The 25,857-nt window shown below is 64.2% G+C and carries 21 protein-coding genes and 4 pseudogenes; 11 read left to right on the top strand and 14 right to left on the bottom strand.

Annotated features, from left to right (window positions below; genetic code table 11):
* Positions 1–1,084 precede the first annotated feature (1,084 nt).
* Positions 1,085–2,524, top strand: coding sequence for an ISNCY family transposase (locus HYG77_RS38670; protein ID WP_208964489.1), 1,440 nt, complete (start codon positions 1,085–1,087; stop codon positions 2,522–2,524).
* Between the two features lie 254 nt (positions 2,525–2,778).
* On the opposite strand, the gene HYG77_RS38665 is transcribed toward HYG77_RS38670, so the two are convergent.
* The 3 genes from HYG77_RS38665 to HYG77_RS38655 all read right to left on the bottom strand — a co-directional run bounded on the left by HYG77_RS38665 (position 2,779) and on the right by HYG77_RS38655 (position 6,433).
* The gene (locus HYG77_RS38665; RefSeq protein WP_208964488.1) at positions 2,779–3,642 is read right to left on the bottom strand and encodes a ParB/RepB/Spo0J family partition protein; all 864 of its coding nucleotides are present in this window, start codon (positions 3,640–3,642) and stop codon (positions 2,779–2,781) included.
* Positions 3,642–4,355 carry a ParA family protein gene (locus HYG77_RS38660; RefSeq protein ID WP_208964487.1) on the bottom strand — a complete coding sequence of 238 codons (714 nt, stop codon included), beginning with the start codon at positions 4,353–4,355 and terminating at the stop codon, positions 3,642–3,644. Before HYG77_RS38660 ends, HYG77_RS38665 begins: the two co-directional genes overlap by 1 nt.
* A gap of 200 nt (positions 4,356–4,555) precedes the next feature.
* Positions 4,556–6,433, bottom strand: a complete 1,878-nt coding sequence (locus HYG77_RS38655; protein WP_208964486.1) for an RNB domain-containing ribonuclease — start codon at positions 6,431–6,433, stop codon at positions 4,556–4,558.
* A gap of 272 nt (positions 6,434–6,705) precedes the next feature.
* Here HYG77_RS38655 and HYG77_RS38650 point away from each other — a divergent pair, with 272 nt between their 5' ends.
* From HYG77_RS38650 to HYG77_RS38635, 4 genes are all read left to right on the top strand, one after another.
* Entirely contained in the window at positions 6,706–6,978 is a 273-nt protein-coding gene (locus HYG77_RS38650) for a hypothetical protein (protein WP_109336472.1), read from the top strand.
* A 139-nt stretch (positions 6,979–7,117) separates the two neighbouring features.
* Entirely contained in the window at positions 7,118–7,834 is a 717-nt protein-coding gene (locus tag HYG77_RS38645) for an HNH endonuclease family protein (protein WP_109336428.1), read from the top strand.
* Positions 7,835–8,502: 668 nt separating this feature from the next.
* Complete coding sequence (locus HYG77_RS38640; RefSeq protein ID WP_109336427.1) at positions 8,503–11,259, top strand: SNF2-related protein; 2,757 nt, start codon at positions 8,503–8,505, stop codon at positions 11,257–11,259.
* Positions 11,260–12,228: 969 nt separating this feature from the next.
* Positions 12,229–12,492, top strand: coding sequence for a hypothetical protein (locus HYG77_RS38635; RefSeq protein ID WP_162603432.1), 264 nt, complete (start codon positions 12,229–12,231; stop codon positions 12,490–12,492).
* On the opposite strand, the pseudogene HYG77_RS40475 reads toward HYG77_RS38635, so the two are convergent.
* A pseudogene (locus tag HYG77_RS40475) lies at positions 12,478–12,675 on the bottom strand (peptide transporter); the annotation flags it as partial. The gene HYG77_RS38635 and the pseudogene HYG77_RS40475 overlap by 15 nt on opposite strands.
* Here HYG77_RS40475 and HYG77_RS38630 point away from each other — a divergent pair.
* Positions 12,664–13,129 (top strand): annotated as a pseudogene (locus tag HYG77_RS38630) (transposase); the annotation flags it as partial. The pseudogenes HYG77_RS40475 and HYG77_RS38630 sit on opposite strands and share 12 nt — an antisense overlap.
* Before the next feature lie 125 nt (positions 13,130–13,254).
* On the opposite strand, the gene HYG77_RS38625 reads toward HYG77_RS38630, so the two are convergent.
* From HYG77_RS38625 to HYG77_RS38600, 7 genes and pseudogenes are all read right to left on the bottom strand, one after another.
* On the bottom strand, positions 13,255–13,782 hold the full coding sequence (locus tag HYG77_RS38625; RefSeq protein WP_109336426.1) for a PaaI family thioesterase: 528 nt from the start codon (positions 13,780–13,782) through the stop codon (positions 13,255–13,257).
* A 313-nt stretch (positions 13,783–14,095) separates the two neighbouring features.
* Positions 14,096–15,157, bottom strand: coding sequence for a BtrH N-terminal domain-containing protein (locus HYG77_RS38620; protein WP_109336425.1), 1,062 nt, complete (start codon positions 15,155–15,157; stop codon positions 14,096–14,098).
* A gap of 245 nt (positions 15,158–15,402) precedes the next feature.
* A pseudogene (locus HYG77_RS41110) lies at positions 15,403–16,003 on the bottom strand (aldehyde dehydrogenase family protein); the annotation flags it as partial.
* The gene (locus tag HYG77_RS38615; protein ID WP_109336471.1) at positions 16,000–16,725 is read right to left on the bottom strand and encodes a transglutaminase-like domain-containing protein; all 726 of its coding nucleotides are present in this window, start codon (positions 16,723–16,725) and stop codon (positions 16,000–16,002) included. The pseudogene HYG77_RS41110 and the gene HYG77_RS38615, both read right to left, overlap by 4 nt.
* A 233-nt stretch (positions 16,726–16,958) precedes the next feature.
* Positions 16,959–18,167 carry an FAD-dependent oxidoreductase gene (locus tag HYG77_RS38610; RefSeq protein ID WP_109336424.1) on the bottom strand — a complete coding sequence of 403 codons (1,209 nt, stop codon included), beginning with the start codon at positions 18,165–18,167 and terminating at the stop codon, positions 16,959–16,961.
* Positions 18,164–19,552, bottom strand: a complete 1,389-nt coding sequence (locus HYG77_RS38605; protein ID WP_109336423.1) for a cytochrome P450 — start codon at positions 19,550–19,552, stop codon at positions 18,164–18,166. The genes HYG77_RS38610 and HYG77_RS38605 overlap by 4 nt, the downstream gene beginning before the upstream one ends.
* Positions 19,553–19,574: 22 nt before the next feature.
* Complete coding sequence (locus HYG77_RS38600; protein ID WP_109336470.1) at positions 19,575–19,895, bottom strand: 2Fe-2S iron-sulfur cluster-binding protein; 321 nt, start codon at positions 19,893–19,895, stop codon at positions 19,575–19,577.
* Between the two features lie 151 nt (positions 19,896–20,046).
* Here HYG77_RS38600 and HYG77_RS38595 point away from each other — a divergent pair, with 151 nt between their 5' ends.
* Positions 20,047–21,057 (top strand): AraC family transcriptional regulator, encoded by a 1,011-nt coding sequence (locus HYG77_RS38595; RefSeq protein ID WP_109336422.1) that lies wholly within the window; start codon positions 20,047–20,049, stop codon positions 21,055–21,057.
* Between the two features lie 227 nt (positions 21,058–21,284).
* Here the strand turns inward: HYG77_RS38595 and HYG77_RS38590 are convergent, their stop codons facing one another.
* Positions 21,285–21,446 carry a hypothetical protein gene (locus HYG77_RS38590; RefSeq protein WP_162603431.1) on the bottom strand — a complete coding sequence of 54 codons (162 nt, stop codon included), beginning with the start codon at positions 21,444–21,446 and terminating at the stop codon, positions 21,285–21,287.
* A 273-nt stretch (positions 21,447–21,719) separates the two neighbouring features.
* Here HYG77_RS38590 and HYG77_RS38585 point away from each other — a divergent pair, with 273 nt between their 5' ends.
* The 4 genes and pseudogenes from HYG77_RS38585 to HYG77_RS38570 form a co-directional block, all read left to right on the top strand.
* Positions 21,720–22,040, top strand: a complete 321-nt coding sequence (locus HYG77_RS38585; protein ID WP_109336421.1) for a transposase — start codon at positions 21,720–21,722, stop codon at positions 22,038–22,040.
* The gene (locus HYG77_RS38580) at positions 22,040–22,435 is read left to right on the top strand and encodes an IS3 family transposase (protein ID WP_109336420.1); all 396 of its coding nucleotides are present in this window, start codon (positions 22,040–22,042) and stop codon (positions 22,433–22,435) included. The genes HYG77_RS38585 and HYG77_RS38580 overlap by 1 nt, the downstream gene beginning before the upstream one ends.
* Complete coding sequence (locus HYG77_RS38575; protein ID WP_162603435.1) at positions 22,357–22,692, top strand: hypothetical protein; 336 nt, start codon at positions 22,357–22,359, stop codon at positions 22,690–22,692. The genes HYG77_RS38580 and HYG77_RS38575 overlap by 79 nt, the downstream gene beginning before the upstream one ends.
* Before the next feature lie 71 nt (positions 22,693–22,763).
* Positions 22,764–23,058, top strand: a pseudogene (locus HYG77_RS38570) (transposase); the annotation flags it as partial.
* Positions 23,059–23,334: 276 nt separating this feature from the next.
* On the opposite strand, the gene HYG77_RS38565 reads toward HYG77_RS38570, so the two are convergent.
* Complete coding sequence (locus tag HYG77_RS38565; protein ID WP_109336418.1) at positions 23,335–24,687, bottom strand: bifunctional lytic transglycosylase/C40 family peptidase; 1,353 nt, start codon at positions 24,685–24,687, stop codon at positions 23,335–23,337.
* A 74-nt stretch (positions 24,688–24,761) separates the two neighbouring features.
* Positions 24,762–25,814: an ABC transporter ATP-binding protein gene (locus HYG77_RS38560; protein ID WP_040270032.1), complete on the bottom strand. Its 1,053-nt coding sequence runs from the start codon at positions 25,812–25,814 to the stop codon at positions 24,762–24,764.
* Positions 25,815–25,857: the final 43 nt, after the last annotated feature.

The following is a 25,857-nucleotide window of genomic DNA, read 5'->3' as shown; positions in this document are numbered from 1 at the left end:
GGCACAGTTTCGCCGTAGAGCGACGTTCTCGGGTGTACCGGTATGACGAAGGCCAAAACGGACCCTGGTGGCCGCAGAACGGCGCTCAGCCCGTTTTCGTCTTTGTCGGCGGTGCAAGTTGCGGCTTCGGTTGCAGTATTAGGGCCTTCAGCTGCGTCAAATCGGAGAGAAGCATTCAAACGATCGATACCCCATCCTCTAATCTCCTGATTCGATAGTCGGGGACGACGTCACGAGACGAGGATCTGAAGCCGAACGCGCCTGCCCGGGTGGCCATGACCCAGGGCTCAAGACCCCAGGACGGCGCCGAGCCGTCTGGACTGGCGGCGCCCACCGGCGAAGTTGCCGCAACGACTTATACCGGGTATCGAATAGCGAAATCGACTAGAGGACAAAGCATTGCTGCGAACTGCACACCACCCGCGCATTCTGCGACGGCTCGTGACCGCCGTCTTCGGCGGAGTGGCGATACTCGCCATATCCGCTGTGCCAGCGGCTGCCTCACCTATTCCTTGGATTGATAGCCTGTCCGCTGCACCGGTGGCTCCGGGTCCGGAAGACGGTCGGAACGTGCCTCCTGGTCCTGAAGTCAAACTGAACGCCTACTGCGATGATCACCATGCAGCAGGACATCTGGCAGACGGAAGGACCGTCTACTGCACCCGAGTAGCTCGCACCGACGCCTACGTGTGGTCCTACACACCGGACCTGATGCCGATCGATCCGAACGGCCGCAAGTACAGCTGCGACAGCGGCGTGTGTCGTTACCCAGACGGTTCTATTGCGCCGAACTATCTCCGCTGTGGAACTCTCTGTGGGGAGCCTCCCACCTCCGGCGACATTCAGTCGGGCTTCTACGACTGTTTCAGTTCCGGCCTGAGTTACGAAGAGTGCCGCAAACGCCCACCGAACTGACGCGCACTGGTGGCCACAGAACGGCGCTCGGTAACAGCTGACGAAGCGAATGACCGCAGCCGTTAGCTACTTCGACCTGAAAAAGTCGGGGTGTGGCGGTGCGTGATGAGCCGGTCCTGAAACGGGACAATGGCCTCAACCCCTTGGGATAGAAGGGATTGAGGCCATCGTGTTCCGTACCGTAGGCGATCAGCCGTCGTTGTTCGAGTCGGTGCTGCCGCAGGAGTTGCTGCGGCTGCCCGCGGAGCTCGAGCGAGTGGATGCGCTGTTGGATGATCCGGCGTTCTTCGCACCGTTCGTTCCGTACTTCGACCCGCGGATCGGTCGTCCGTCGACGCCGATGGAGATCTACCTGCGGCTGATGTTTCTCAAGTTCCGCTACCGACTCGGCTTCGAGAGCCTGTGTCGCGAGGTGAGCGACTCGATCACCTGGCGGCGGTTCAGCCGGATTCCCTTGGACGGATCGGTGCCGCACCCGACCACGTTGATGAAGTTGACCACCCGCTGCGGCGCGGCGGCGGTGGACGGGCTGAACGAGGCGCTGCTGGCGAAGGCCACCGAGGCAAAGGTGCTGCGCACCACCAAGTTGCGGGCCGACACCACCGTGGTGCCCAGCAACGTGTCCTACCCCACCGACTCCGGTTTGCTGGCCAAGGCAATCCGACGGATCGCGGCCACCGGCAAGCGGATCCAGGCCGCCGGTGGAGCGACCCGCACCACGGTCCGGGACCGATCCCGTGCGGCGGGCAAGCGTGCGCACGCGATCGGTTTCAAGCTGCGGTCGCGCAGCGCCGCGGGCCGCGACGAGGCCCTGGCCGCGGTCCGGCGCACGACCGGGGAGCTGGCCGACCTGGCCGAGACCGCCGCCACCGATGCCGAACGGCTGCTAACCAACGCAAAACAAGCGCTCCGCCGGGCACGCGCCAAGGCCACAGCCCAGAAGACCCAGGGCGAGCACGACGCAGCCGCCGGACGCCGGCGCGGACGCCTCACCCGCGCCATCAACGACCTCGAGGACCTGGTCACCGCCACCCGGCAGATCACCACGCAGACCCGACAGCGGCTGGCCGGGCAGACCCCGGACGGAGCCACCCGGCGAGTCAGCCTCCACGACCCCGACGCCCGGCCCATCGCCAAGGGACGACTCGGCAAACCAGTCGAATTCGGCCACAAGGCCCAGCTCGTCGAAGGCGACGACGGCGTGATCGTGGACCACAGCGTCGAACGCGGTAACCCGGCCGACGCACCCCAACTGACACCAGCCGTGGATCGGGTCCGTACACGCGCCGGCCGCCCGCCACGCACGGTCACCGCCGACCGCGGCTACGGCGAGAAAGCTATCGAGGACGACCTCCGCGACCTCGGCGTGCGCAACGTGGTGATCCCTCGCAAGGGCAAACCCTCGGCTGGCCGGCGAGCAGAGGAACACCGCCCAGCGTTCCGACGAACAATAAAGTGGCGCACCGGCGTCGAAGGCAGGATCAGCGCCCTCAAACGCGGATACGGCTGGGACCGCACCCGCATCGACAGCACCGAAGGCGCCAAGATCTGGGTCGGCCACGGGGTCCTGGCGCACAACCTGGTCAAGATCAGCACCCTGGCAGCGTGAAAGGCGCCGATCGGTGGAGTCTGTGGCCAACCCAATCCCGACCGGCCGAGAACAGCCGAATCATACTCACCGAGCCGCCTCGTTTTTCAGGTCGAAGTAGCTAGCTACTGCTTCCTACGAACGCGTGAGGTGTCGTCGGAAGCGTTAGGTGGCATGCCTAACGCTTCCGAGCTCGATACCTGGGCACACCAGGGGTTTTCGTTATTGGGGCTGTTCACCGCGTACGGTGAACAGCCCCAATAACGGTTTCTGGATCAGTGTCGATCGGTGAGTGCCTGGATCAGAGTTTGCAGTCCGTCGGCGTCGAGGTAATCGACCAGGGCCTCGGCGAGCGTGGTCGGGTCGGCCTCCAAGCGGCGGAAGGTGCGTGTGACCTTCGCTGCGGTGACGGGGGTGCGTGCCGGCAAACGGGTTTCGGAGTCAGGTGTGGGTTCCGAATCGGGCTTCGTGTGTTCCCGCTGTTGTTCGGCGGCCCAGGCCTGGACTTGGGCCTCGGGCGGGACCTGTGCGAGTGAGCGGGCGGTGCGGACGGCGAGTTCGCCTTTGCGGAGTGCGGTTTGCAGCTCGGGGGCGAGCTTGAGCAGGGATCGGCGGTACGAGATCCAGGCTTTGGACTTATTGAGCTTGAGTGCCGCCTTGTCGACGGTTCCGCACTCGTTGATCAGGAGTTCGACGGCCTTGGCCTCTTCGATGACGTCGAAGTCGCGGCGGCCGACGTTCTCGATGACCGCCGCGGCGAGTAGGGTCTCCCGGTCCTTGGCGACTTCGTCCTTGACGATGATGTCGAGGTTGGGGCGGCCGAAGTTTGCGGCGGCGGCCAGGCGCCGGCATCCGTTGATCACCACCCATCGGGCCAGCCCGATCTTAGTGTCGTCTTCCGGATACAACCGCAGATACGCGTCCCGGGTGACTACCAGCGCGGGTTGGAGTTGAGTGCCGGTGATCGAGACCAGATCGCTGAGATCACCGAGATCATCACGCGGATTGCGCGGATTCGGTGCCAGCTCGCTCAGTGGCACGTTGGTCGGTGTCCCGCCGGCGGCGGGCCGGTCGACGGGGGAGTTCTCGCCGACGACGCCGGCGAGGGTCGCGAGATTGGTGCGGGTACCGCGTGCCATCACCGACCACCGTCGATTCGCAACTCCAAAGCCAACCGGTAGAAGTCCTCTCGGGCTTGCAGCGCCACCCGGTTGGCCGGGTATTCGGTGACCACCAGGCCGTCGGCGCTCGCCCGGGCATGCAATTTGTAGTGCCGGATCACGGTTTTCGCGAGCGGCCACTTGTTTGCACGGACGAAATCCTTGGTTTCCTCGAGGTCGAGTTTTCCGTCGCGGGGATCCCAGTTGTTGATCACCACCGTGTACGGAATGCCGCGGGGCTCGAGGATCTTTCGGATGGTGCGGGCGGTTGGGTCGAAGGACAGCGGTTCGGTTTCCATCGGCACGATGACGTGATCGGCAACCTCGAGCACCGTCCGCAGGGCGTCTGCGGCTGGTCCGCGGCCGAGGGGGTCGGAGGTGTCGTCGGCGGCGTTGAGGTCGATCCAGCCGGGGGTGTCGACGTAGACGTGGCGGATGCCGGGCAGCTGGCCCAATTGACGGAGCCCGTTGAGATCGTCGTGCGCCTGCACGATGTGGAACGGCAGGTTGTCGAGGCGGTCGGCCCACCAGATCGCCGATCCCTGCGGGTCGACGGACACCGCGGCGACCGGGGAGGTGGCATCGGGGTCGTCGTCCTGGTTGAGCACGTCCGCGGTGACGGCGGCGAGATTGACGGCGACGGTGCTTTTTCCGACGCCGCCCTTCTGGTTGAGAAGGACATGAATGGTCATGGGACCCTTTCCGTTTGCTTCACCCGCTCGTGTGGGCTACTTCGGACGGAATGCACGGTACGGCACCAGGCGGGCGCATCGGGTCCGACACGCGGCCGGGCGGTGAAACGATGCGCGGACCATTTCGCCGGGACCTCGGTATGTCCGTTTTGTCCGTTGTTCACCGCGGTGAACAACGGACAAAACGGACACCGAAGAACTTAGTGCTGGGTAAAGAGCGCCTCGACGAGGGCGGCGGCCGACGCGGTCTTCGCTGAAGTCTTCGTGGTTGCATCGGCGGTGGCGGTGTGGCCGGCGAGGTACACGGTGGCGGTGAACCGGGGTGCGTGCGCAGGCCCGTCGGTGCGGAACTCCCATTCGGGCGGGGCCTGATTGTTGTTCTGGGCCAGGCTCATCAGCCAGGCGGTGGGGTTCGAGAGTGCCTTGGGCTTCTTCGCCCCACCCAGATTCAGCGCGGCCGGGGCGGTCATCCGGCGCGGTTCCGTCGTGGTTGTGGGACCGGAATCTTTCGACGCCGGCGGGGGAGTCGTGGGATGCGGGGATGGCTCGGTGGTGGGCCAGTCCGGTTCCGCGTCGGCGTGGTCGGTGCCGGTCAGCTGTGCACGCATTGCCGCCCAGAGGGCGGCCTGTTCGGCGGGCTTCTTCGCTGTAGCGGTGGTCCAAGGTCCGCGGATGCCGAGGTGGGTGGCGCGGGCGGCGAACAACGGGTTGTGGACGGCGCCGCTGCCCCGGATCTCGAGGTCGGTGGGCGGTTGGTCGGGGTGCGTTTGCCGCCACACCGACGCAACGCTGGGCCCCATCTCGGGGTGAGTGTCAGCGAGAGTGTCCAGGATGCGGAGTTGGATGGGCAGCCAGGAGGGGTCGGCGGCGTCGATCAGGACCGCGACGTCCGGGGCGGTCAGCAGGTCGGCATCGACGCGGCGGGCGAGCTCGGAGGCGAGTTCGGCCCGTAGTGGCCCAGAGGCTTCGGCTTTGAGGACCTTGTGGAACCGGCGACTGTCGAGGGCGGCGAGATCGAAGGTGGCCTGTTCGGCGATGATGCGTTGGTCGGCGTGTTTGAAGTGATTCTTCTTCGCTTCCCGGGCGGCGCGGGTGCGCCGGTTCAGGTCGGCGCCGAGGGCGGCGAGCTGTTCGCCGGTGTAGGGGGCGGGGGAGTGGTCGAGGTGGGCGAAGACAATCCGCTGGTTGATCAGATCGGCTACCCGGCGTAGCGGGGAAGTGACGTGAGTGTAGGCGCTCAGGCGTAGACCGTAGTGGCCATGCACGGTGGGGTCGTAAGTTGCAGCCCGCAGCGTGGACAACAGTCGTCCGCGCAGTTTCGCGAACAGGTCCGGGTCCCCGGCCGCGGCGGCGATCTCGGTCATCAGCTCGTCGGTGCTGCCGGCGACCGGGTTGGGCCGGTGGTTGCGGAACAGGATCGGCAACCCTCGCTCCGCACACCAGAGGGCGACTGCCTCGTTGGTGGCGATCATCAGCTCCTGCACGATGACGTAGGCGACGGTCCGCCGTTCGGCGGCGATCGACACGATTGCCCCGTCCTCGTTGCTCGCCCAGCCGCGGGTGAGGTCGTAGAACGCGAGGGCGCCACCGTCGCGGCGGGCGGTCAGCAGGACCTGTGCGGCAGCATCCGCGGCGGCCAGCTGGGAATGCAGCGGATGTCCCGGGTCGGACAGGATGCCGGGCACGTCGGCATGATCGACTGCCGCGCATCGGCCCGCCGGGATCTCTCCACGACGGACGACTACATCAACGAGATGGCCGTCGGAGGTGATGGTGCCGGTGACCCGCAGGCTCGTCCGCCGCGCTTGCGTGGTCAGGGTGGCTGCCTGTTCGGCCGTTTCGCCGAGCATCGGAATGGTGCGGCTGCGCAGGTACCGGGTCGCAGCCCGCAGGAACGCCTGCTCGTCGGCGACCGACCCGAGACCGACGACATCGGCCACACCGGCGATATGGACCTCGACCGTCCATCCGCCGCCGTCGTCGGGAGGGATGACGGAGAACGCGTCGTCCCGGTCCCGCGCAGATGCCGAATCGATCATCAGCAGCGTCGACACGTCGGTGACTGTCGAAGATTTCATGGCCACCGTTCCCTTTGGGTCTACAGGCCTCCGACGATATCCAAATCTCCCACAGGGGCGTCAGCGACGCGCCCCCTGGAACATCACCTGCAGCCTTAAAACCGGCTTCGGGTACGGTTTGTTCACCGCGGTGAACAACAGACAAAACGGACATCTCTCGTTGTTTCGAGCCCTCATTGGCGGTGGAGACCGGCGCTGCCGGAGCGATGACGGCGCCGTGCGGGCGTTCGGACGTCGGTAACAGCACAGCCGGCGTTTACGAAGTTGATCTCATGCGGACACTGATACTGATCGGCACGGCCCTCGGGCTCGGTGCGGGCCTGGTATGTACCGGTCTGTTCGCCTGGTGGCTGTCGTACCCGGTGCGGTTCTCCGTGGGCTATGTGGGTGATCAGTTCGCCTCCGAGGGAGTAACGGGGGACATGGATTCCGTCAATCCCATGCCGTTCCTGTCGGCGGGCCTGATTTTCAGTGCGGTCCTTGGGGCGGTCTGCGGTCTCATTGCCGCACGCCGCGGCTGGCGGCTGATCCGCCACACAACCTGATCCGAGCTTTCGTAGGTGCAGGGATGCTCGATGTTCGGCTAGGTCACTGCATTCAGCCGGGCCGGCTACCGCGGTTGTCGGAGGTACCGGCGATACTCGTGTGCACATCAGTCACACAGGTAACAGGAGAACAGAACGTATGCGCCATCGACCCCGGACCGCTCTTCTCGCTCTCGGGGCGGTCACCGTGCTCGGTATGACTGGGTGCTCGGCCCTTGCTGATGCGAACCCGGGGACCGGCTCGCTTGGGGACGCGCCGGCCGCTCCGGCACCGGCCGGGTTTGATGCGGCGCCGGCGTTGGCGAAGCTCGACACCCTGGCGGTCAAGGGCCGCGCCCCGAAGACCGGGTACACCCGTGAGCAGTTCGGTCCGTCGTGGTCCGACGACAACGGTGTCGAGGGCGGCCACAACGGGTGCGATACGCGCAATGACATCTTGCGCCGCGATTTGGTGGACCTGACCTATAAGTCGAGTACGCGGGACTGTGTGGTCGCGACCGGCACTCTGCTTGACCCCTACACCGGTACCACGATCGCCTTCGTCCGCGGGCAGGACACTTCGACCGCGGTGCAGATCGATCACGTCGTCGCGTTGTCGGATGCGTGGCAGAAGGGTGCCCAGCAGTTGAGCCCGGAGCAGCGCCGCGACCTGGCGAATGATCCGCGGAACCTGCAGGCCGTGGACGGGCCCACCAACTCGAAGAAGTCCGATTCCGACGCTGCATCGTGGTTGCCGCCGAACAAGAGTTACCGGTGCACCTACGTCTCACGGCAGATCGACGTGAAAGCCTTGTACCGGTTGTGGGTGACCCAGGCAGAGAAGGACGCGATGAGCCAGGTCCTGCACTCCTGCTGAGCGGGGAACCCGACCTAGCTGGGTTCGACTCACGACGGGCCGCGGTGACCATGCTGAAGTGCCGGACGCACAGCCGCGGTCTTATCGAGCCTGGGAAACTGCCGTACAGCCAGGGAATTGCGCTCAGTTTCGCGCTTATGGTCGTCGGCCGGGGTGACGGACTGCCGCCCGGTGTGCTGCGCCGAGGTGCGCGGGCCTGGCGGTACTGAGAAGATCGCCCTGCTAGAACTGGTTGAACCAGACTACGAACATGTTCCATGCCGGTACGAAGGGGAAGTAAATTCCCGGTATTTCCGCGAGGTCGAACACGTTGCCGATCATGATCCCAGTCCAATCAACTGCTTGATGGGCACGATGCCCGCTTGCCCGCGGACTATGAGCGAGTCTGGCCACGGCCCCCATGGTGTTGTTCCCACGATTGCTCCTAGGTTCTCCCCAACCCGATTGGTGTATCGGGCCGGTCAGTCACTCGTTACCTGATGCTGAACAACACCACTGTGCATTTGCCTGCTGGCTGGGGAGGATGCACAACTGAACCATCGTCGCCGAGTGGCAGGCGCACCATGAATGACCTGCAGTCATGCCCACGGATTCGATCGGTATGGAAACGGCGGGGTGGCTGAAAGCGATGTAATCTGAACCACACTTGCCGCCCTGTCAGGATCACTATGCCTCTGCAGATTGCCCCGAAATTGAGGCGGAGAACTGCGCAGAAGTGGTTGGTCGCGCTCGAACGGCACATGTATCCGGGCGAGTTCGTGTGGGCCCTGGCGAGGACGACGGCGAAGTATCCCCCATGCGACGGTTTAGCGATCACCAATGCCAGGGTGCTTGCGTTCCTCGGGAGTGACGTGGCGACCAGCGGACCCAGGGTGGTCGTTGTCGCCGGAAACATCCAGCGATTCGACATCATGGGGTTGGGATTCAACACTTTAGTGATCACGACTCGCGACAACCAACAAGTCTCGTTCGGCGTCCTCCACCGCAAAGACGTTGCCTTCGTAAGCCATTTCGTTCACTACCTGGGTATGTCCGGCTTTCCTCCGGAGGTGTGGGCAGCGATCGAGGCGCAGAGGAGGTTCGCCGAGGACTCCGCGGCTGCAGCGCAGCGCGAGGCGGCGAATCGCGCCGCTGCCATGCGACCGGACGTCGAAGAACGTGCAGCAACGGAACGATCCGCCACCGACCCGGTAACTCGACCGAGCTCGGGTCGAGCCATCACTCAGCCCGGACAGCCACCGACAGGGCAGGACATACCGGAACCCGCGCTCAAACCGGGTGCCGCAACGAGGGCGGCGGTCAATCACGCACTGAAGTTGGTGGACTCGCTACTCGACCGGGGCCGGGCCGCGCAGAATCTTCCACAGAAGCTGAGAGATGAGCTCGCTACCAACGTGCGTGCGGCAATCGAGGACCGGACTCACGCCGCCCTGCGGGACCTTCCGGCCAGTTCCTTGAAGGACGCGCTGCCGAGGGGGACACGGTTGGGCAGCCTCGGTGCGTCCCGATTCCGCACGGTGGCAGACATTGCGGCGTCGTCGCCCGCAGCGCTCGACGCGGTTCCTGGCATCGGTCCGCAATCGGCTTACGCGATCTACACGGAGGCGATGGCGCAGAGGACCCGAGCACGCGAGCGGATTCGGCTCCGTCTCGACCCGGACCGTCGATCGAGGATCGACACCTCGCTGCTGCGGTTACTGCTGGTGCTCCGGCGGGTGGATCCGCTGGTCGGTGAGATCGGCGCACCTTTGACCGAACTTCGGACCCAGGTCGATCCGCTGCGCGGTCCGGCGCAGCGGGCGGGTAAACGAGTGGCGATGTTCTTCGCCGGCGAGGCCGAGCGCACGCGCGCGGAGGCCGCGCGGGAGCAACTGCAGGCGATTGCCGCGGATCCGGCGCTCGCCGAACTCGACACCAAGATCACCGATGTCCTGGCGGCGGCTGAGTGGCGGGGTGACCCGTGGTCGGCATACGAAAGCGACGCTGCCGCTGTCAATGCCCTGCTGAGTCAATTCGTTCCCGCGCGTGATGGAGACGAGCGGGCCGCTCATGGATTTGTCGGTGAACGGTTCGTTCGAGAAGTCGAGCGGACCCCGCTCGATCGCACCTACATGCGGTCTCTTCTGCGTGGATACCAGTCGTTCGGGGCGGGGTACATCCTGAGCCGCCGCAAGATGATCCTGGGCGACGAAATGGGCTTGGGGAAGACCGTGCAGGCGCTCGCGGCGGCCGCCCACCTCGCGGCCCAGGGCGAAAAGTATTTCCTGGTGATCTGTCCGGCCAGTGTGCTGGTGAATTGGTCGAACGAGACGGGAAAGCAAACCAGCCTCGTCCCCCACGAGGTACGCGGACAAGACCGGGACATGCAGTTGCAGGTATGGGCGCGAGAGGGCGGCGTTGCGATCACGACCTTCGACACCCTGAAGCGGATCCGGGTTCCCGTTCGCCCGGCCCTGGTGATTGTTGACGAGGCGCACTACATCAAGAACCCAACCACTCAACGTGCCGTCGCCGCGCGCGGCGTCGTCGAATCCAGTGGCAGAGCCGTCCTGCTCAGCGGTACGCCGATGGAGAACCGGGTGGAGGAGTTCCAGAATCTGGTCCGATACGTGCAACCGGGTGTCGCCCGGCAGATACATGCGCGGGACGGAGTCGCCGGTGCCACCGCGTTTCGCAAGAGCGTCGCACCGGCATACCTGCGACGCAACCAGGTTGACGTGCTCACCGAGTTGCCGGACCTGATCGAGGTCGAGGACTGGGTTCAGCTCTGCGGTGACGACGAGAGGCGGTACCGGGAGGCGGTGGCCCAGGGCAATTTCATGGCGATGCGCCAGGCGGCGTACCTTCCGGGCACCCGGACCGGCTCGGCGAAACTCGACCGTCTCGTCGAGATCGTCGAGGAGGCGGAAGACAACCAGACCAAGGTGCTGGTGTTCTCGTACTTCCGGGCCGTCCTCGAGACACTTCGCGCTGCGGTCCCCGGGACCGTTTTCGGTCCACTCACCGGCGCCACCAGCTCCGTCGAGCGTCAACGCATGGTCGATGATTTCACCGCGCACCACGGCCGCGCGGTGCTTCTGTCCCAGATCGAGGCGGGAGGTGTGGGGCTGAACATTCAGGCGGCCTCGGTCGTCGTCCTCACCGAACCGCAGTGGAAACCGAGCACCGAGGTGCAGGCGATCGCGCGTGCGCATCGAATGGGACAGGTGCGGACGGTGCAGGTGCACCGGTTACTGGCGAAGGACAGTATCGACGAACTGATGCGCAGGACGCTTGCGCACAAGAGCGAATTATTCGATGCATACGCGCGCCGCAGCCACGCGAAGGAATCAGATGCCGCCGCGGTAGTGACGGAGTGGGCTGACGGGGTGGAACCCACCCCGGCGGACTTCGTGCGTGTCGAGCAGCAACGTCTCGGAATGTGACACGTCCATGGACCCGGAAAGTATGTCGTTGGAGGGGCTCGAGAACATCTGGCCTGGGCAGTATCGTCGAGGTGCGCCAGTGTTAGAAGGGCACGCAATCGCAACACGTGCGGCGGCCAGGCACAGATGTGTGCCGGGCGAGGCGGTGTTTCCACGGTTCGTCGGATCGCCATTGCGGATACTGATGTGGCGCGGATGGATCCGATCAGCGGGGGCCAATAACGTCCTCGGCGAGCACGGCGAGGCGGCTCCGGACGGCCGTTCCCGCTCTCGGGCCTTCGACGCGGCAGGGGAGGGCAGAGTCGGCGCTGACCTCTCCGAAGTACATGGCCATACTCCCGGCGGGAATCGACCAGCTCGCCGCCCCGATCGTGCGGAGTTGATGCGTCTGGCGGCGCAGCGTGTGCTTGAGGCCCCGGGAATGATTGAACAGGCAGTGAACCAGGAGATCTTTCGCAGCGAGAAAAACAGAGCGCATCTCATGGCACGCCACGTCCGCCGCCAGGCGCGTCGCCGCACACAGCCCGACTGATCAACCGCACATCCTCCGCGCCATCTGCAACGTTTCCGGTATTGCCTAGGTCAAACCGGACCCTGGTGACCGCAGAATGGCGTTCACCCCGTTTTGCCTTGTCGGTTGGGCTCGGTAACAGCTAACGAAGTGGATGTTCGCGACCGTCAGCTACTGCTCGCCTAGATATTGGTAGACGCAGGCATAGTCGACGAAACGTGCGGACGTTCGTCGGAAAACGTTAGGTTCGTCGGATGTCGTGCGCAGTTGCGCAGTTGCGCAACAAGGATTTCGATGCTGGGGCTCTTCACCGCGGTGAAGAGCCCCAATAGGCGGTCCCGAGTCAGTATCGATCGGTGAGCGCCTGGATGAGTGTTCGCAATCCGTCGGCGTCGAGGTGGTCGACCAGGGCGTCGGCGAACGTGGTCGGGTCGGCCTCCAGGCGGCGGAAGGTGCGCGTGACCTTCCGTGCAGTGCCGGAGGTCTTGTCGGCAAACGGTTTTCGATTTCTGGTGTGGGATCCGGATCGGGCTTCGTGTGTTCCCGCTGCTGTTCGGCGGCCCAGGCCTCGACTCGACCTCCAGTCTGCGCGCGAATCGGTGATCGGAGCGTTCCGCCCGCTCGACCCCGCCGAAGTAGTCCTCGGCCAGTACGAGGGATACCGCGACGTCGACGGTGTCGCCGACGATTCGTGGGCATCGGGGCTGGACCTGTGCGAGTGAGCGGGCGGTGCGGACGGCGAGTTCGCCTTTGCGGAGTGCGGTTTGCAGCTCGGGGGCGAGTTTGAGCAGGGATCGGCGGTACGAAATCCAGGCTTTGGACTTGTTGAGCTTGAGTGCCGCCTTGTCGACGGTTCCGCACTCGTTGATCAGGAGTTCGACGGCCTTGGCCTCTTCGATGACATCTACGGCGCCTCGGTGTCGAGGGAGACGATCAGTGGCCGAATTGGGGCCTACTCAGGACCACACCCACGAGCAGCAAGATCACTGACAAAGTCCTCGCGGAGATGGCCGAATGGTCCGTCCGGCCCCTGGACCCGGTGAATCCGGTGTACCCGGTGATTTTCATCGACGCCATCCTCCTCCCGCAAGCGGGGGCATCCCCAGTCAAGGTCCGGGACGGTCAGGTCACCAACCGGCCGATCTATGTCGCGATCGGCGTCACCGTGAACGGGGAACGCGCCATCCTGGGGCTATGGGCCGGTGACGGCGGTGAGGGAAGTTCTGGCTCGCCGTCCTCAAGCATCGGGCAGTCGCCGATGTGTGCATTGTGGTGTGTGACGGACTGAAGGGCCTGCCGGACGCGATCACCGCGGTGTGGGATCGAACGATTGTCCAGACATGTGTCATCCACTGCTTAACAACACGTTTCGGTACGCGTCCCGCAGATACTGGAACGAGAGTTACAGTCCCGTCACAAGGGGTGTGTCCATCTGCGGCGTTGTGTGTCTTCGTGTGCGTGGGCATTGCCGCAATCTGGGGGTGTTACCGGTGGTGGGGTTGGTGTGTTGTGGTCAGGAAGTGGTCGATGTCGACGATGAGGAACAGGGCGGTGGCGGTGGTGACCACGTGGGCGTGGTCGTTTTCGATGGTGGCTCGCAGGTGTAGTTTGCGGCCGTCGCGGGCGTGGATGTGGGCGCGGAGGGTGTAGGGGGTGTCGAGCAGGACCGGGGCGAGGTAGTCGATGGCGAGGTGGCGGGTGACGGCGAGTTCTCCCACGGTGTAGAGCAGGAATCCGAACAGGTCGTCGAGGACGGTGGCGACCGCACCGCCGTGGGCGATCGTTGGGGCGCCGACGTGGCGGGAGTCGAAACGGTGATGGGCGTGGACGCCGTCTCCGCAACGCCGTACCGACAGGCGATGCCCGTGCGGGTTCGCCGGCCCACAACCAAGACAATTGGGATGGTGAGGCGGCAACTCAGGCGAGCCAGATTCCGGGAACCGGAACGAGCGCACCCAGTCCTCCACGTCGGGGTCGGACGACCCACTGACCGCATCCGAAGCCTTGCCCATGGTTCAGACCTCCCTGTCGACGAAATGCGCCCAACGCCGATCGCGAGTGTGACCGCTAGGCAAATACACCCGGCACACTCCGGGGAAGAGCGCCGGCAGCCTTTGACGCAACTCCACTTTGCCCTCGCCGGCGAGGTGTGCCGCCCACGAGGAGATCAGTCTCCCATCGTCCTGGGCACCTCCACCGGTGCCGTAGTGCGCGCGATAGTCGCCGGGGTCATGAACTCCAACTATGCGTATCAATTCTCTGCTCCGTCCTACCCAGATGTCTGACTGGAAAGAAATTCTAGATTTCGCTGACTGCCTTTCGTCTTCAGCGTGCTGTCAGCGAGCTTGAAGCAGACTCCAGGGACTCGACCAAGTCCAACTCAAGTTCCGGCAGCTGGCTAGCCGACAAGGCCACCCCGTCAAGGCGAGCTCGCACATCAACGTCGCGCTGGATCCCGGCACGTGCAGTCGCCGTCCATGCCTGCGCACAACGGCTGGCGGCGACGACGAGGTCTGCGGTGGCGAGGTCGCCGGTCAGGCGTGCGATATCCGCGCTGCCATCGGCGAGCAACCGGCGGAACAGCCCGCCGCCGGTGCCGGCCTTATCGATGAAAGCGCTCAGGCTGAACAGGAGGATCTCGAGGTCGTCTTCCGGAAGATCTCCCCAGGTCTGAATGTCGGCCGCCAGCTGCACGACCGCATCTAAGCCCTCGGCCCCGCCCGCCGCTGTCGTGAGATCGACGATCCCAGGCTGCGACGGGCGGCGCATGCTGGCGGCGGACTGGCGAAATGCCTCTGCCGCCACGCCCGCCACGTCGGGCAGCGCGCCCGGCCAGGTGATGCGGTAGGTGCAGTGGCGCGTCGGTTGCGGGAACGACGTCGAGGACCGCGCCCGAGCCAGGGCCTCGAGCGGGACCTCCTGCACCTCGGCGCGGTCATTGTCCACGACAAAGGCAATCCGCTTGGCCTCGTCGTAGCCGATCACCACGATGTCGTGGCGACTCATCTGTAACTGGACCCGCAGGTAGGGGAGCTCGGCGATGTCGCCCCACACCAGGCTGGGTCTGCCTGCGTCGATCTCGTCGCGAACCCACGACCATCCCTCCCTGGGATCGTCGGTCGTAAGAACTTGGACCTTTGCGCCGAGCCGGCAAGGTAGGTCGATTTCGAAGTCGGCGCCTCGTCCCACCAGGTACAGCGGTGGAACCAGATCGCTCGATCGGAGGTAGGACAGCCCCAGCGCGCCGCCGAGCGCGAACACCAGACCTTCATCGGGCGGTCCGTCCCACCCCAAGCCATGCCAGTGCAGAAGATCTCGCATCGCGCCCGAACCACAGTGCCCCCCTATCTGATGTGGATAGTCCTTGATCAGGGTCCTGCAGGGCATGTGACTTCCCCTTCGAGTGGATGGGTGGATGATGGATTTCGAAGACTGGTTCAGTTGTTTCGGATTCTGTCCAGGTAGCTTGGCGGGCCGCGACGTCGACCTCATCGAGGAACACCGTGTCCGTGCCCAGAGCCGAGCCTGCCGGCAAGCTGTCCGGGGACGAACTTCATCGCCGCGACCATGCCCCGGCGAGGCGGGTGACGCGCACGAAGGACGCGGGTTTTCGATCAGAACGGCTGTCGCTCGGTGAACTGCACGAAGTCAACGGCGTCCACCACCGACGCACCCGCTTCGCCAGAACCAAAGGGCTCCGATCTCGTGCCAGCCCTCGATGACCCGCACACATCAGTGGCGTCCCCGAGGACTTCACCAGGACCGCGCTTCCGGCAGCCAACCCGGGCGCTGCGTCCATGAGGAACAGGGTGACCGGAGTTCCACGGCGTGATGAGCGACGACCGGGTACGGGTGGTAGGTGGTGGACAGTCGCTTCGACAGTCTCAGCAGACCCGAGGACCTGACCTGCTCGCCAGTGAGAAACTCCTCGGCATGGGTTGGCGTAGTAGGTAATGAACTCACACGACGCTGTCGTCTCCACCGGGGCGTCAGGGCGCACCTTGCCCGTTTCGGCTTGCAACAGGTCGGTGAGGCGTCCAGGATCCAGTCCCGCCAGCGATGCAACCACCTGGCGCGTTGCCTCGGGCCAGCTTCGGCCCCGACCTGGGCGCGGCGGAGATCAGCCGCGATGCCATTCACGTTCTCACGGTCATCCACAGGGACAGTTGCGACGTGCCGGTTGTCGGCTGGGTTACGCACATCCAAGGTGTCCGCTGTGGTCGCCGTGCTCATCGGGTCTCCAGGGATGAGCGGGGCCCGCGGGAGATCCTGTCGGGCTGGGTGTGGTTGGTGGGTGTGTCGGTGAAAGCGTCAGCGGTCCCGTGAGTGCCCTTAAGCGTCAGCGGTCCATAGGTATGCCGAAGCTCGGTCAGGATCGCGTTCAAAGGCAGGTCGTCGAAGACGCCGCGCTGGCGGACGTACTCCATATGCTGGGCTCCGTCGGCGGTGAAGGCGTGCAGGAGGGCGTCGCGATCGCCGTCGAAATCCACCGGCGGTACACCGAAACGCGCACACAATTCGGTGTTGAACGCAGGCGTCGCCTTCAACCACCGGCCGTCGATGTAGAGATGGCTGTAGCCGTGATAGACGAACAGGTCCGTGCCGCCCATGAGCACTCGCAACGTTTCGGTCTGCAGGTGATTGCGGACGTCAGCGAAGCCCAGCAGCGCCGGAATCCGTGCCGCGCGGCACACCGCGGTCAAGAGCACCGCCTTCGGGACGCAATAGGCTCGCCCGGCCTCGAGGACAAAACTCGCTCGATAGTGGGCGGGATCCTCTGAGACTGTGTAGGGGTCGTACCAGATCTGGTCGCGGACGGCGGCGAAGAGGCGCTTCGCCTTGTCCCGGTCGGTGCTCGCATCGCCAATCGCGGCGGCGGTGAACGCCCGGACGGACTCGTGATCGATGTCGAGGAATTCGGTCGCCCCCAAGTACACCACCGGTGTCTGCTTCATCTGCGCCCCGACGCGATTGGCAACCCGCCGCCCGGGATGGGGAGCGATGTGTCGCCCCATTTCCCCTCATGTCGATCGGGGATCGGCCAGGTGTAGGTGCGTAGCATGTGGTGCCGAATCGCTTCACCCTCCGGGCCCCACCCCGCTCGACGAGGGTGGCGGATCACGGTCGTCAATTGATGTTCCTTTCCGAAACACGGTCGCTGCTCGTCGTATCCAACACCCACGATCGATCAACTGCGGGCAAGTCCGCCGAGCATCAGCTCGGCCCTATCGACGGGAAGTTGCTGCATGATGGCTCGCTTGCTGAACATGAAGTCGCGGGGGCGGTTGATGCAGTCGGCGGCGATGAGCTTGCCACCGCGTAGGTAGAAGCAACTGAAGTCGCGGTCCCGGGTGGGGTCACCGCTGAAGACGACTTCGTCGTAACCGGTGTTGAGACCGGCGATCTGCAGCTTGAGATCGTATTGGTCTGACCAGAACCAGGGAAGTGCCGCGATCTTCCTAGATTTTCCACAGACGGTCGAGGCGGCGACCTTGGCCTGCTCCCCCGCACTCGACACGGACTCCATGCGTATACGGCGGCCGTAACGGGCCATGTCGTGGCTTGTGCAATCTCCGGCGGCCACGATGTCGGGATCCTCGGTCCGGGCATGGTCGTCGATCACGACGCCGTTGTCGACCACGAGACCCGCAGCGTCGGCGAGGTCGGTGTTCGGTTCGACGCCGATGCCGACGATGATGAGGTCGGCAGGAATTGATTCACCACTGTCCAGAGTCACTTCACGGACTGTACGGTCACCGGTCAGGGCATCGACCCTCGCGTTCGTTCGGATGTCGACGCCCTCCTCTCGGTGGATCCGTTCGAAGAACGTCGATACGTCGGGAGCAGTGACCCGCTCGAGGACGCGAGTGGTTGCTTCGAGCACGGTGACTTCCAGGTCCAGTGCCCGCAGCGAGGCGGCCGTCTCAAGTCCGATGTAGCCGCCCCCGACGATCACCACCCGCCGCCCGGGGGTGGCGGACGTGCGGATCATCTCGACGTCTGCGGCGGTCCGAAGGTAATGGACCCCGGCGAGCTCGGCCCCAGGAACTCGGAGCTGACGAGGGCGGGCTCCCGTGCACAGCGCGAGCTTGTCGTATGTCAGTGTTTCGCCGGTGCTCAGAACGATGTGCCCAGCCGAGCGGTCGATCGCCTCCACGTGCGCGTCCAGAAGCTGGATTCGCTGCTTGGAGTAGAAGTCCGCACTGCGGATGGTGATCTCGTCGAGTACACGTTTGCCGGCCAGGTAGGCCTTCGACAACGGGGGGCGTTGATACGGAGCCGCCGACTCGTCGCCGATAAGGACGATCTCACCGCTCCACCCTTCCTGGCGCAGACTCGCCGCGAGTTGGGCTCCGGCATGGCTGGCACCGATGATGAGGGCTCGCTGCGATGTCATGTGCCGGATTTCGGGGTGAGGCGCACCATCATCTTGCTGATACCCCTCACGAAGTTGGACTGCACGTACTCGGGTTCGCCGACGACCTCGATGTTCTCGAAGCGGGGGAGCAACTCCTCCCAGAGAATTCGCAGCTGCATCTCGGCCAGTCGGTTGCCCATGCACCGGTGTACGCCGAACCCGAAGGCGATGTGGTTGCGGGCGTTGGCCCGGTCGATGATGAAGTCATCGGGTCGCTCGAACACACGCTCGTCGCGGTTGCCCGAGGCGTACCACATCACTACCTTGTCACCCTTGCGGATGAACTGCCCGTTCAAGACGGTGTCGGCCTTTGCAATTCGGCGCATGTAAGCCAACGGTGTCTGCCACCTGATGATCTCCGAGTTCATGTTGGGGATCAGGCCGGGATTGGCCTTCAGCTTCTCGAACTGGTCTGGGAACCGGTTCAGCGCAAGGACACCGCCGCTCATCGAGTTCCGGGTCGTGTCGTTCCCTCCGACGATCAGCAACACAAGGTTGCCCAAGAACTCCATCGGGCGGTCGATCAGGTCCTTAGTGCTCTCGTTGCTCTGCAACATGGTGATCAGATCGAAGCCGGGTTCCTCCCCGGCAGCTGTCCGGGCCGCCTTGTCGTGCCATAGCGCGCTGAGACCGCGCGCCATGTCGCGCATGCCTTCGAACACCTCGTCGTTGTCCGAGGGACCGCCGTTGGCTTGCTCCATCGAGGTCGCGAGATCGGACCAGTAGACGAGCTTGCGACGCTGCTCGTACGGGAAGTCCAGGAGAGTCGCGAGCATCCGAGCGGTCAGCTCGATCGAGACATTCTGAACCCAGTCGAATGGCTGATCCACGGGCAGGTTGTCCAGCACCTCCTGAACGCGCGATCGAATGAGCCCCTCCATCTCACGCAGGTTTTTCGGTGCGACCACACCCTGAACCGCGGCCCGCTGCCTGTCGTGGCGAGGCGGATCCATCGCGATGAACATCTCGATATCGAGAAAGCGAGGCGGGACACCGATGACGATGAACGGTTCGGCGGAAAACACCGCATGATTCTTGTCGACGGCCACGATGTCGGCATGGCGAGTGACGGACCAGAACGGACCGAACGCACTGTTGGGCTGGTAGTGCACTGGCGCCTCGTTACGCACGCGCTCGAAGTACGACTGCCAACGCCCCTGCCGATAGAGGAAAGGGTTGCTGAGGTCGATGTCGGCGAGTTCGACATCCTCGACCGGCGGGATGGGGCTCTCGACGAACATCTTCGTCCCATTCGTTCCGGTCACCCAGCGTCGGGTCTTGTCATAGAGGTGTGCGCCCCGGATCTGCAGATCCATCGGGATGGCCGACTGAACCTTGTCGCCGATCGTCTCGGAAACCTTCACGCGTCTTACCTGCCTTTCGTCGTCACAGTTGGAACTCGGGTGTTCGGACGACCAAGCCGTCCCATTCCTCTGAGCCCACCATCTGGCAGGACAGCCGAGAGGTAGGTTGCCGCTCAGGGTTCATCGCGAGCATCTCTTCTTCATCGGCACCCGAGAGGCCCACCACGTCGGACCATTGCGGATCGACGATCACATGGCAGGTCCCGCACGCCGTTTCTCCACCACAGTCCCCATCGATCCCGGGCACCGCATTATCGGTAGCAACCTGCATCAGCGACTGACCTTCCACCAAAGCCGCCTCATGCGTCTCGCCGTCGTGGGAGACAAAAGTGACAACTGCCATAGTCAACTCCTGATATGTAGTCCTCAATGTGAATACTTGGTAGAAGTCTTGTCGAAGATGAGCACCTACGACTATGTTCGACAGAGTCAGAAACTTGTGAATTTGGCTCAGCGAGACGATGGTGAACATCAGTGACGAGGGGCGTGCCCCAATGACGCGGGCGTGCCCCAATGACGCGGGTGTGCCCCCGCTCGTGTTCGTGCAGCTGCTCGAGAGCCAAGCGCTCGACCCAGACGCCGTCGCACGGCTTCGTAACATCATGGCACGCGAAGGAACCGACGAGGCGACGCTGATCCAGCGTGACACCCAGGTCCCGTTACGGTGGTTTCGGGAGGTCTACCCCGAACTCGATGTCGACCAGGCAACCCTGCTCGGTTTCGCGTTCGCTGAACAGGCCCAATTGACGTCCTTCGGCCCGTTGAGTTTTCCGTTGGTCAGCGCAGGCTCAGTGGCCGAGATCGTGGAGCTGCTCACCTATCTGCCGTTGATTTCGACAGCGGTCAGCCCCCAGTTTCACCCAAGTGAGCACGGCCTCACCGTCGGGCTCACCGGACACACACGTGATTCGGCCCTGGACTGCCTGGTCGTCACCTACAGTGGGTCGGCGCTACTGCGACTGCTTGACATGCTCGCCGGCGAGGTGCAGACCGTTACACTCCACTTGAGTTGGCCAGCGCCCGCCTTCCCGACCAATTACGAGGACATGCTAGCCGGGCGCCTGTTCTTCGACGCTCCGATGTCGTTCCTCCACATCCCCGCTGACACTCTCAACGAGGTCTGCCGGTTCTCTGATCCCGTCGCGTATCGACACGCCATCGCCGATCTGCAACGAACTCTCGACCAGCGCAGCGGAACCACGTCGTTCTCGGAGAAGGTGAGACGGCTGTTGGAGAAGGACCCCGGACAGAGAAGTAGCCAGTGGGTCGCGCACGAGCTGTCGATATCCACCAGCACACTCAAGCGGCGCCTTGCCGAGGAGGGGACCACCTTTCGCGGGTTGCACCAGTCATTCCTGCGCGAACGCGCGATGCTGCGGCTACTCGACCGATCAATGTCGGTGAGTGAGATCGCCACGGATCTCGGATACAGCGACCTCACCAACTTCTCACACACCTTCAAGCGATGGACCGGCCGCTCCCCGAGCGAGTTCCGGCGCACATAACGCTGAGCTGCCCGGGGAGTCCGGAGACTTTGGCTTCGCCTCGGCTCCTCGGTGGACTGTCGGAACAACGGCTGATCTGATGACCGATCGAACCCGTGCCCGGCTTCTCGCGCTCGACGTCCCCCGCGAACGGATCTTCATCGACAACGGCTTCTCCGGCACCACCCCGCAACAACCTGGCCGCCTCGATAACGTGCTCGCTGCGGTCACCTCGGTCGCGGCGGCCATCACCGGGCGGCAGCCGCGTTCTGACGCCTGTTCCTGGGCCCGAGCAACTCGACCAACGCATCGAGCCGGGCATAGACCGCGTCCCGGCGCTTGACCATCGTGGAGCGCTGCTTGACCAGCCGGACGGCCACGACGATCCGCAACGTCCATGCCATCGTCATCGCTCCTGTCGGTCCACATCCTGGGGTCACCAGGTGACTGACCATCGCGGCCACGGCCCAAACATCTTCTAAGCAGGAGTCCACGCCTACCGGGGGTCAAAGTCCTGGGTGGTGGTGTATGACGTCGTCGCGTGAGTCTTCGTCGGGTGGTTATGCGGTCAGCGCCGCTTGGGTCACCTCCTGAGCGGGTTCGGTGGCGGTGTTGTCTGAGGTTCCCCCCGAAAAGTGGACATCGAGTTAGCGGGACTCCAGTCCCGCTGGAAGGATGTCCGTATGCCTCCTCGCAAGCGTCGGTCGTTCACGGCCGAGTACAAGGTCGAGGCCGCCCATCGTGTGATCGATTCCGGCCGTACCATCGCAGAAGTGGCCCGGGAGCTGGGCCTGAGCGAGAGCCTGTTGGGTGAGTGGGTCAAAGTCGAGCGACGCAGGATCGCTGCCGCCGAGGTCCATGGAGAAAAACCTCTGGACACGGCCGAACGCGCCGAGTTGCTGCGATTGCGACGGCAGGTCGGCGAGCTCGAGAAAGACAACGCTTTCCTGGTAAAAGCCTCGGCTTATGCTGCGACGCAGAAGAATCGACCCGGTTCGATCTGATGGTGAAGTACGCCGGCCCCGACGACATTGCGGAGACCGCCGGTACCGCCGCACCGGAAGGTGAGCGCTTTTCGATCACGCGGATGGCGCGACTGCTGACAGTGTCCACATCTGGCTACTACCAGTACATCAAACGTAGAGCTACCACGGTGTTGACGCCGGGACAGCAGCGTCGCGCCGACCTCGAAGTCAAGATCGTCGAGATCCACAAGGATTCGAAGGGAACCTACGGGTCTCCGCGGGTCACGGCCGAGTTGCGTGCTCACGGCGAGGTGGTGAACAAGAAGACGGTGGCCAAGATCATGGCCTCGAAGGCATGGAGGGCATCAGTCCGCGCACGTTCAAGGTCAAGACGACGGTGGTCGATCCGCAGGCGTCGTTCCCGCCGGATCTGATCGAGCACTTCGACCAGGGCCGACTCGATGCCGTCTGGCTCACCGACGTCACCTATCTCACCTCCGGTGAAGGTGACATGTTCTTGTGCAATCCGGGACGGCCATTCGGCGGAAAGTGTTGGGATACAGCATTGCTGATCACATCGGTGCCGAGATGGTCACGACAGCCATCGACCGCGCCGTGGCTGCGCGCGGTGGGTGGTGTCGTGAGACGATCCTGCACTCGGACCGGGGTGGGGAATACACGGCTCACCTGACCGCTGAGGCTGCACCCTTGCAGTGGACACCCCTGACAATGGTTCCAATGGAGAGCCAGAAGGATGTCGAGGTGGGACGCCCGTCTCTGTACCCGGAGGAATTCCGGAAGGACGCGGTCGCGTTGTATCGCGCGGCCGACGGTAAACGCACATACGCTGTGGTGGCTGCGGACCTGGGATCACTGGCGAGACGCTGCGGACGTGGGTTCGCAAGGACACCGCCCGTAACGGGCCGTCGCAGGACCGCAGTACCGGCGCCGACGGGACCGAGTCGGACGAGCTCGCGCGGCTGCGCTCGGAGAATGCTCGGCTGCGGGGTGCGGAGAAGGAATGGCAGCTCGAACGCGAGATTCTGCGCCGGGCACGCCGGCACTGAACGCATTCGCGACCACATTCGCAGGCCGGATCACCCTGAGTCAGAACTAAACCGATGTGCCAGAGACACAGGCCTGACCGGCTGGAAACGCCCAACGCAACCTGGATGTCCAACTGGCGCAGATTCTACCGAATATAGAGAAGACAACGACGGTGCCCGGCACCCACAGGGGAACAGTAAAGAAAAAGAGACGAAGTGGTCGTACTCGTGTTTCGGGGTGAAATGCCTTTCGGCGGCGGCGTCGAACACATACTGCCCCTCGGGTGTCACATCACGTGTCGCACCCGCATATCGTCGAAAACCGCCGCCACACGTACTACGTCACCCGTTGTCGGCGCATGGATCATCTGCCCGTTCCCGATGTAGATGGCGACGTGTCCCGGCCCGTTCGGTCCCCAGTTCCCAAACAACAGGTCACCGGGCACTGCCTCGGCGAGGGGCCGTTCGAGACCGACGTTCCACTGGGTCTCGGAGGTGCGCGGGAGGACGACCTTCCCGGCGGTCGCCGCGTACAACGCGTAGGAGGTCAGGCCGGAGCAGTCGAATCCGCCCTGCGAGGGGCCGTGAATGTTTCCGCCGCCCCATACGTAGGGAAGGCCGAGAAACTTCATGGCGCTCTGGACGACCCGTGCGCCGGCCTCGGACAGGGCCGGTCCCCCGAAGGGGGAGAGCAAGCTGGCGAAGTAGGCCTCGGACGCGCGGATCTTCGCGACGTACGGTTTTGTCTGATTCTCGTAGTCAGGGCTACCGGAGGGCATTCCCCGAGAGGCGAGCACGGCGCCCAGGCCGGCGTTGTAGCCGGCGATCGCCAGGTCGAGGGTGTCCCCGCGGACTCGTCCTTGGTGCTTCCACGAGTCGATCTGGGTGTACATGTCGCACAACAAATGCCCGGAGGCCATGACGGAGTCCGCGACGCCGAGAACATCTGCGGTACCGTCACCGTCGGCGTCCTTGCCGTACGTGCGCCAGGTTCCATCCATGAATTGACCGGGGCCCTTGGCGCCGACCGGAGATACCGGGGCTGACGGTCCGTAGCGGAATCCGTTCTCCGCTGAATAGAGTGCCGCGAGCGTAGGCGCTGTGATCCCGTCGCACAGTGCGCCGGCCTTGTTCAGCCAGGGCACGAAGGTGGCGAAAGTATTACCGGGGGCCAAAGTGAGGCGGGGCAGTACGCTGCTGATCGGTGCGAGAGACGCGGTGTCTGCGAAATTGGCACTGCTCCAATATCCTCCATCGGATCCGTCGGTGGCAGCGGTGCCGGGGCTGGGTACGACGGCGCGGTCTGCCGGCGGCACGGGTTCTGCAGGGGCGGGATCTGGTCGTGGGGGTGTGTCGGCCGGAGGAAGCGGGATCGGCGGCGCGGGCGGGGGTTGAGGGGGTATCACCTCCGACATCGCCTGCGCCGCATTGTCGATCCCTTGCTGCGCAAACTGCTGCACGGGGGTGGGAAGTGTTGCCAACACATCTCCGACCTGTTGATCGAGGGCTGGTGCTGCCTGCTCGACCGCCGCTAGGGCGTCGGTGACCGGTGTTTTCACTTCGGGCGGCAGGGCGGTGTTGTTCGCGGCGCCACCGACGGCGATGACGATCGCCGTGATGATGGCGGAGGGGTCGGACATCTTGCGCTCGTTTCTCTACATCGGATAGTCGTCTTCGCGTCCCCCCATTGGGCTCGCCCGTTCCGCGAGCCGGGTCATGGCGTGCTCCATTCATGCACGTCGGTGGTGTCGATTTCCTCAGTGACGTAATCGAACTCGTTATAAAGCTGGTGTTCGTCGAAGCTTTCCTGGATCGCGATCTGCGCGCTTTCGGGCAGGGTGTGCAGGATGTGACGGACGCGTTCCTGTCTGCGGGTGACGGCTTGGCGGAACGGCATTCCGGGGGTGGCCTTCATCTGCGGGACGATGCCCTCGACGTCGTCGACGCCACCGGCGTGGTGGCCGGCGTCGACCATCGCTTGTTCGGCGGCCATGGTGGCTTCGTCCTTTTCCTCGGACATGCCGATCGGGCCGATCATGGTGCCGTTGAGGAACTGTTTGACCACCGGCTCCTCACTGGTGAGCAGCACCTCGCGGGGTCCGAACATCACCAGTTCCTTACGGAAAAGCATGCCAATGTTGTCCGGCACCGTCCGGGCGAGGTTGATGTTGTGCGAGACGATCAAAATCGTCGCGTCGATCTCGGCGTTGATGTCGATCAACGTCTGCGAGATGTAGGTGGTGCGCACCGGGTCCAGGCCTGAGTCCGGCTCGTCCACCAGAATGATCTGCGGATCCAGCACCAGGGCGCGGGCCAGGCCCGCGCGTTTGCGCATACCGCCGGAGATCTCGCCGGGGAGCTTCTCCTCGGCCCCGAGGAGACCGACGAGTTCCATCTTCTCCATCACGATCTTGCGGACGTCGGACTCGGACTTCTTGGTGTGCTCGCGCAGCGGGAACGCCACGTTGTCGTATAGGTTCATCGACCCGAACAGGGCGCCGTCCTGGAACAGCACCCCGAACAGTTTCCGGATCTCGTAGAGCTCCTTGGAGGAGCACTCGAGAATGTTGGTGCCGTCGATCACGATGGAGCCCTGCTCCGGGCGGAGCAGGCCGATCAGCGACTTCAAGAACACCGACTTACCGGTTCCCGACGGCCCGAGCAGCGCGCTGACCTCACCTGACGGAAGCGTCAACGACACGTCCTGCCAGATCCTCTGCGAGCCGAACGACTTGGTCAGGTCGCTGACTGAAACTTCGACACCCATCGTGACTTCCTTACGTCGATTTCGTGAACTGGGGGGGAACTCG

This window comes from Rhodococcus sp. ZPP, assembly GCF_017656075.1.
GTDB classification, from domain to species: Bacteria; Actinomycetota; Actinomycetes; order Mycobacteriales; family Mycobacteriaceae; genus Rhodococcus_F; species Rhodococcus_F oxybenzonivorans.
Note: the sequence above shows the minus strand (reverse complement) of the source record. Positions and strands in the feature narration are given on the sequence as shown.